The sequence below is a fragment of the Candidatus Methylacidiphilales bacterium genome (assembly GCA_028713655.1).
GTDB lineage: Bacteria > Verrucomicrobiota > Verrucomicrobiia > Methylacidiphilales > JAAUTS01 > JAQTNW01.
Map to the genome: position 1 here is coordinate 39,600 of JAQTNW010000025.1, position 6,573 is coordinate 46,172.

A 6,573-nucleotide genomic window follows, 5' to 3' on the forward strand; every position below is an offset into this window, starting at 1 on the left:
AACCGTTCAACTTGTATAGATTCAAAAATCAGGCCAATTGCATTTAAAATTCCACTTCTGCGAGTTGCTGAATAGCCTCAACGCCTGAAGCAAGGGGCGAGACGCCCCTTGAACCCGCAGCCGGGACGGCCCGCGCTACTGAAGCAACATGTCGTGCATTCGCACTTACTTGCGCTTGCAGGGCCTGTGAATGTTTGCAGTATGACGCTTACAGTGAGCGATCCCAGAGTTTCTGCGGCAAGGCTGTCCATTTTTTCCAATACAGCCCTGACCGGCGCTAAGATTCTTGCGGGAATCCTTACCGGTTCCGTTTCCATCCTGGCCGAGGCCATACACTCCGGGCTTGATCTGGCTGCGGCCGTCGTTGCCTACTGTGCCATCCGGATTGCCACCAAGCCCCGTGATGAAGACCACCACTATGGCCATGGGAAATTCGAGAATCTTTCCGGAGTCATTGAGGCGTTGCTGATCTTCGTCGCCGCTGTCTGGATCATCTGGGAATCGCTTCACAAACTCATGCATCCCGCAGTACTGGCGCATGCCAGGATCGGCATCATGGTCATGGCGGTTTCCGCCGGAGTGAATATCCTGGTCAGCCGCAGGTTGTTCCGAGTGGCGCGCGAATACGACTCCGAAGCATTGCGCGCCGACGCCTGGCACTTAAAAACCGATGTGTACACCTCCCTGGGTGTGTTTGGCGCTCTCGTGCTCGCCTGGTTGGGCGGAAAATTATTTCCCTCGGCAAATCTTCAATGGCTGGATCCGGTTTGCGCCATCGGTGTCGCCCTGCTGATTCTCAAGACCTCATATGACCTGACACTCTCGGCAGGCAGGGACCTTTTGGATGTCAGCTTAACCGCTAATGAACTCGAAAAAATTCATGCCTATTTGGATGGCCTCATACGAGATCGTGCCACGCGGTTCCAGGCGGGGCATGAGCCGGTGCTTGGCTATCACAAACTGCGCACCCGCAAATCGGGCCCCAACCGTTTCATTGACCTGCATCTGGAGCTGTGGCCCGGCATCACCCTGGCAAGGGCCAAGGATACCTGCGAAAAAGTGGAGTCGGGCATCCTGGCTTTGTTTCCCAACGCCTCAGTCACCATCCATCCCGAACCGGCCAAGCGCAAATACGCTCCAAAATCATCCGGACGCTGCTAACCTCAATGCCTTCAACTAATTGGGGAATAAGTTCCTTTGTGCTAATTGGTTGCAACCCTCAATCCGAGCACGGCGATATCGCCGCAAAAGAGCGCAAAGAACTCAAAACTGCCGAAACTTCCCTGTACTTTGCGTTTTTTGTGTTCTTTTGTGGCCAAACGGTTGCTTGAATTGGTTGAAGGTATTGGGGCTAAACAGATGCTTTTTTCGGCTGTTCCTGCCAGACGGCCAGCTCATTGCCGTTGGGATCGATGAAGTGCGCGCGCTTGCCACCGGGGAAGGCAAATTTGGGGACGGACAAACGTCCGCCAAATTTGATAATCCGGTCCATGGCGGTGTCGATGTCTTCAACGCAAATCACGAGCAGCGGGCCCCCTTCGGACACGCGGCGTTCCGCTGACAGGCCGCCAGTCAGGCGCCCGTCGTTGAAACAGCAATATTGTTTGCCATAGGGTTCGAGCTTCCACCCAAAAACCGTACTGTAAAAAACCTTTGCGGATTCGATGTCGGGTGCGGGAATCTCGATGGCGTCAAACTGATTGAAGGGGAGGGTCGGCGTCATGTGTAGATAGTACCCTCCATCCTCAAATATGGCAAGCTGGACAAGCTGGAACAGCACTAACGCAAAGCGGCTTCAGATGCGGAACATCAGGTCGCCGCTTTTACTTATCCGAAGCCGCATATGCCCGCCAGGCTTGAAATTTAGAGATAGCAGTCTGTTCGGGGATTCCCGGCATTTGCCAGCGCCTTTTCCGGCGTTTCCGGATTAAACAGGGCGTCTCCGCACAAAAACTGATCGCATATCTTGAAAAAATCCATTTCGCTGGCGGCGCGGCGGATCTGGTGTAGGAACTGGTCTTCCGGATCGATTTTTTGCGCGATGAAGTTCATGAATTTTTTCATCCGGGCGACCTGGAGCGTTTCGGAAAAACCCTCGGGCCGTGTTCCGCGATAAAGTATCTCCACGTATTCCCGGACATCCGACAATGTCGGGCGGGTTTTAATTTCACCGGCATGGGATTCCCGGATTTGGTTGAAGATCCAGGGGTTGCGGATGGCTCCGCGGCCGATCATCAGGCCCTGCGCCCCGGTTTGTTCAACAACCGCCCGCGCATTGCCGGCGCTCAGAATATTGCCGTTGGCAAAGACCGGGCATTTCATTTTTTGCACCGCCTGTGCGATCCGGTCGTAATGCACATTCACCCGGTACATTTCCTTCACCGTCCTGCCATGCACGGTCAAGGCATCGATGGGGTGTTGGGCGTAAAGATCCAGAAGAGCGTCAAATTCTTCCGGTGAATCAAAACCGATCCGGGTTTTTAATGTAAAATTCACATGGATGGCAGGGCGGAGGGCGGCAATGACCTTGTCGAGATGAGCAAGGTTGCGGAGCATTCCTCCGCCCGAGGATTTCCTGCAAACGATGGGGGCGGGGCAGCCGATGTTCAGATCCAGTGCGGCGATGTTTTCCTTTTGCAGGAGGGCTGCGGTACGGACCAGGTGTTCGATGTCCTGCCCTATCATTTGCGCTATCACGGGCCGGCCGGAGGGATTGTTGCGGATGGCGTCCAGAATCCAGGATTCGGGGGTTGAAGCGGAGTGAACCCGGAAATATTCCGTGAAATACACATCAGGGCCGCCATAGCGGTGCAGCACGCGCCAGAACGACAGATCGGTCACATCCTGCATCGGGGCCAGGAGCAGGAGCGGGCGTCCCTGTGGAATGAGTGGAGCGATCACAAAACCAGAATAACAAAATTGACGGTGGAAACGAAGGTTTGTTTGGTTGCCGAGCGGGCGTTTGGGTTCAGGCCCGTTCCGCCCACCAGACAGAGACAATTTCCATCGGCAGGCCGATCACGTTGGTTTTTGAGCCCTCAATGCGTTCGATCAAATCGCTGCCATGTTCCTGGATGCCGTAGGCCCCCGCCTTGTCCATGACATTCACCTTCTCCATGTACCCATGAATGATGTTTTCATCCAGGGAGCGAAACGTGACACGGGTTCTGGCCACATGCTCGCGGATGGTGCACTGCGCGGGATCTCTCCAGGCGACTGCGGTAAGCACTTCGTGCGTCCTGGCACTCAACCATTTCAGCATGGCAACCGCATCACCGGCATCCAGGGGTTTTCCCAGCAGACGACCCTCGCAATAGACGAGGGTATCGGCGGCGAGAATGATGTCCTGCGGGTGGGAATGCGCGACGCTTTCCGCCTTGCGACGGGCATTGGAGCGTACAATTTCAACCGGGGTCAACTCGGGGTGCGTTGAAAAATCCCATTCGTCCGCATCCGGCGCCTGCACACGAAAGGAAATCCCGGCTTCTTCTAGGAGTTCCTGGCGCCGTGGCGACTGCGAGGCAAGTATCAGGCACGACATGGGGATGGAAGGTTGCGGGAATTCAACCGGTACAGGCGCATAGACCACTAGTTACGATTTCGGTTTGGTGTCACCCAAGGCCGTCATGGTGCCTTTTTTATCCAATAACTTAAGCCAGTCGCCAAAAATCCTGAGGCTTTCGCGGAGATGCAAGTCAGCCGCATAGGATTCCGAGGTTGTCAGTTTTGGAATATCCGTACCTTCATCGTCACCTGACGTGTCCGGGGCAGGCTTGGGCTTGGGTTTTTCCTGGGAAGCGAGTTGCTCCACCAGGCCCTTTTTATTGTCGAAGGAAATGGACAGGATGTCAGGTAGTTTGGCGGACATGGCTTTGAGAATTTTTTCGCGTTCGTCCTTCCGTTGTTTGTCCTCGGCGGCTTCGGTCTCACGCTGGGTGATGTTCAGCGAAACCCGGCGGTCTTCCATGTGCTTGCGGAGGCGCGCGATGTCATCCAGCAACAGCTTGAAATCGCCGTCTTTGGCAATCCGCTGCTGGGAATCGGCGTTGAGTTGGGGAATAAAGCCGGTCGGATTGTCGATGTCCAGTTTTGTGAAAGGCGCCGGTTCAATTTCATCCCAGGGCAGGGAATGTGGGAGGTTCGATTCCCCAAGTTCCAGATAATCGTTGGGCGAGGGCAGGATGATATCCGGAATAACGCCACGCTGCTGTGTGGAATGTCCGTTGGGAAGATAAAATTTCTGGATGGTGATCTTCATGGCCCCGGCAACGGGGGTGATTCCATTGATCGGGGGAATAAAGTGGTTCAACTCGGCCACGGTTTGCACCGTGCCTTTGCCATGGGTGCTCTTGTCGCCAACGATCAAGGCGCGCCCGTAATTTTGAAGCGCCCCGGCCGCAATTTCCGAGGCCGAAGCGCTCAATTTGTTTGTGAGCACCATGAGCGGCCCGTCATAGGCCATGTTGGAATCGAAATTCTGGAGCACTTGTTTCTTTCCCTGGGAATCCTTCACCTGCACCACGGGGCCCTTGCCGATAAACAGCCCCACCAGCCGCACGGCTTCACTCAGGAGCCCGCCCCCGTTGTTGCGAAGATCCAGAACAAGGCCGTCGATATTTTTTTCCTTCAGCTTTTTGATGAGCAGGGCCACGTCGTCCGTTGTGCTGCTGCCGCCACTGGGATCCTCTCCAGCGTAATCCCCGATGTTTCCGTAAAAGGAAGGAAGCTCGATCACGCCTATCTTGTATTCCTGGCCGTCAGGCCCGATCTGGCTGATCACCTTGGCTTTGGCTTTTTGCGACGCAATCTTGACCTGGTCGCGGACAAGGCGGACCTCTTCCCGCACGGCGGAATGGTCCGAGCCACCGGGGATGACCTTGAGCCGGACAACGGTACCTTTATCCCCGCGGATCAGATGCACCGCATTGCGCAGCTTCATATCGACGATATCGATATATTCCTTGTCACCCTGCGCGACCCCGACAATCTTGTCGTTGGGGGTCAGCCGCTTGTCAAGGTCGGCCGGGCCGCCAGGGATGATTTCCTTGATGATGCAATATCCGTCCTCCGACGACAGGACGGCGCCGATGCCGACCAGTTGGAGCTTCATGCTGATGTCGAAGTCTTCCTCCTCCTTCGGTCCGAGGTAAACGCTGTGCGGATCATAAAGGGTTGTCAGGGCAGAAAGGTAGGTCGTGACAATGTCTTCGTGGTCGGTTTCGTTCAGGTTTTTCTGAAGCACGCCGTAGCGCTTTTGAAGGTGCTGGATGGAGTCCTGCGGTTTTCTTTTTTCAGCCAAGCGATCCTGCAGAATCTCGTATTTGAGCCGGCGCTCCCAGAGGGCGTCTTCCTCCGCGGCTGTCTGCGGCCAGTCCGCTTTAGAACGGTCGGGCTCATAGTAATCCTGGGTTGTAAAATCAAACGGTTGGCTGAGCCGTTTGTTGACCCAGGCCAGGCGGCTGTTCACATGCTGTTGGAAGACTTTGAAAATCGCAAACGCCGGTGAGAGCTGGCCGCTGCGAATTTCCGAGCCTGCATCCGGCGCGTATTTAGCCTCGAAATCGTCCTGTTCCCCTTTCAGGAAAAAGAGGCGGTTGTAATCCAGGGCTTTCATGTAAGCCTTGATCCACTCCGCGCTGACCACGGCATCAATGGGATGGCGCGCGAAATGTTGTTCCTGCAAAAACCGGGAAACAAGCGCGGCCGCCCGGCCGAACACCTCGTCCTGATATTCGGCTGCCTTGTCCACGGCAGGGGTTTGACCGGAAGTGTTGGTGGCGGGAGATTGGCCTTGCCCCTGCTGCGGGGCTGGCGGCGATTGTTGCCCGGGGCGGGCGCCAAAGCCATAAGCCACCGGCGTCAACAGTGCAAAGCACAAAAAGAAACCCAATAATCTGCTTTTTTGTCCCATAGTCAGAATAGGAAACATACACTATATTTCAGAAGCTGTCATTCGGGAATCGCGAGGTTTTTCGATAATCTGGTTTACAGAAGCCCAAAAAGCCGCGAAACCCGTCTAAATGGAAGTGTTCCCTATGGAATGGCTGGTTTGGACCATAACAATAGTGCTCATGCTCTGTGGAGTGGCGGGAACGTTCCTGCCCGTGCTGCCCGGGCTCGGTTTGATCTGGCTGGCGGCGCTTTTTCACAAGCTGATGCTGCCGCAAGTGTTGTCCTGGTGGATCGTGGGCCTGCTGTTTCTGGGTGTGATTGCCGGGTTCTTGGTGGATTGGATGAGCGGATTGTTGGCGGCAAGGTGGCTGGGTTCCACGCGTTACGGATTGATCGGCGCGTTTTTGGGCGGTCTGATAGGCTTGTTTTTCGGCCTGCCGGGATTACTGGTTGGGCCGTTGATTGGCGCCCTGCTCGGAGAGCTGATCTTTTCCAGACGCGGGCTCAAGGCTTCCACAAAGGTTGCCGCGGGGGTGGGGATCGGGATTGTTGCCGCCAGCCTGATCCGGCTCGGGATTGCGGTTTTAATGGTGCTGGCGTTTGTGCTGAATGTGCTGCTGAGATAAATAAATTCAATTGAACCACGAAGACACCAAGGCACGAAGAGACACATTTTTAGAA

General features: G+C 55.3%; 6 protein-coding genes. 2 read left to right on the forward strand and 4 right to left on the reverse strand.

Features of this window, described 5'->3' with window-relative positions:
• The first annotated feature begins 201 nt into the window (after positions 1 to 201).
• Positions 202 to 1,161: a cation diffusion facilitator family transporter gene (locus tag PHD76_09475; protein MDD5262063.1), complete on the forward strand. Its 960-nt coding sequence runs from the start codon at positions 202 to 204 to the stop codon at positions 1,159 to 1,161.
• A 190-nt stretch (positions 1,162 to 1,351) separates the two neighbouring features.
• Here PHD76_09475 and PHD76_09480 read toward each other — a convergent pair whose 3' ends face one another.
• The 4 genes from PHD76_09480 to PHD76_09495 all read right to left on the reverse strand — a co-directional run bounded on the left by PHD76_09480 (position 1,352) and on the right by PHD76_09495 (position 5,911).
• Positions 1,352 to 1,723 carry a VOC family protein gene (locus PHD76_09480; GenBank protein ID MDD5262064.1) on the reverse strand — a complete coding sequence of 124 codons (372 nt, stop codon included), beginning with the start codon at positions 1,721 to 1,723 and terminating at the stop codon, positions 1,352 to 1,354.
• Positions 1,724 to 1,863: 140 nt separating this feature from the next.
• Positions 1,864 to 2,901 carry a tRNA-dihydrouridine synthase family protein gene (locus PHD76_09485; GenBank protein ID MDD5262065.1) on the reverse strand — a complete coding sequence of 346 codons (1,038 nt, stop codon included), beginning with the start codon at positions 2,899 to 2,901 and terminating at the stop codon, positions 1,864 to 1,866.
• Between the two features lie 67 nt (positions 2,902 to 2,968).
• Positions 2,969 to 3,541 (reverse strand): Maf family protein, encoded by a 573-nt coding sequence (locus tag PHD76_09490; GenBank protein MDD5262066.1) that lies wholly within the window; start codon positions 3,539 to 3,541, stop codon positions 2,969 to 2,971.
• Positions 3,542 to 3,592: 51 nt separating this feature from the next.
• Complete coding sequence (locus PHD76_09495; GenBank protein ID MDD5262067.1) at positions 3,593 to 5,911, reverse strand: carboxy terminal-processing peptidase; 2,319 nt, start codon at positions 5,909 to 5,911, stop codon at positions 3,593 to 3,595.
• Between the two features lie 124 nt (positions 5,912 to 6,035).
• Here PHD76_09495 and PHD76_09500 point away from each other — a divergent pair, with 124 nt between their 5' ends.
• Positions 6,036 to 6,518 (forward strand): DUF456 domain-containing protein, encoded by a 483-nt coding sequence (locus PHD76_09500; protein MDD5262068.1) that lies wholly within the window; start codon positions 6,036 to 6,038, stop codon positions 6,516 to 6,518.
• Positions 6,519 to 6,573: the final 55 nt, after the last annotated feature.

What these genes read in the sequence shown, in the direction of transcription:
- PHD76_09475 (MDD5262063.1), top strand. Translation starts at nt 202, where the DNA reads ATGACGCTTACAGTGAGCGATCCCAGAGTTTCTGCGGCAAGGCTGTCC.
- PHD76_09495 (MDD5262067.1), bottom strand. Translation starts at nt 5,911, where the DNA reads ATGGGACAAAAAAGCAGATTATTGGGTTTCTTTTTGTGCTTTGCACTG.
- PHD76_09500 (MDD5262068.1), top strand. Translation starts at nt 6,036, where the DNA reads ATGGAATGGCTGGTTTGGACCATAACAATAGTGCTCATGCTCTGTGGA.
- PHD76_09480 (MDD5262064.1), bottom strand. Translation starts at nt 1,723, where the DNA reads ATGACGCCGACCCTCCCCTTCAATCAGTTTGACGCCATCGAGATTCCC.
- PHD76_09490 (MDD5262066.1), bottom strand. Translation starts at nt 3,541, where the DNA reads ATGTCGTGCCTGATACTTGCCTCGCAGTCGCCACGGCGCCAGGAACTC.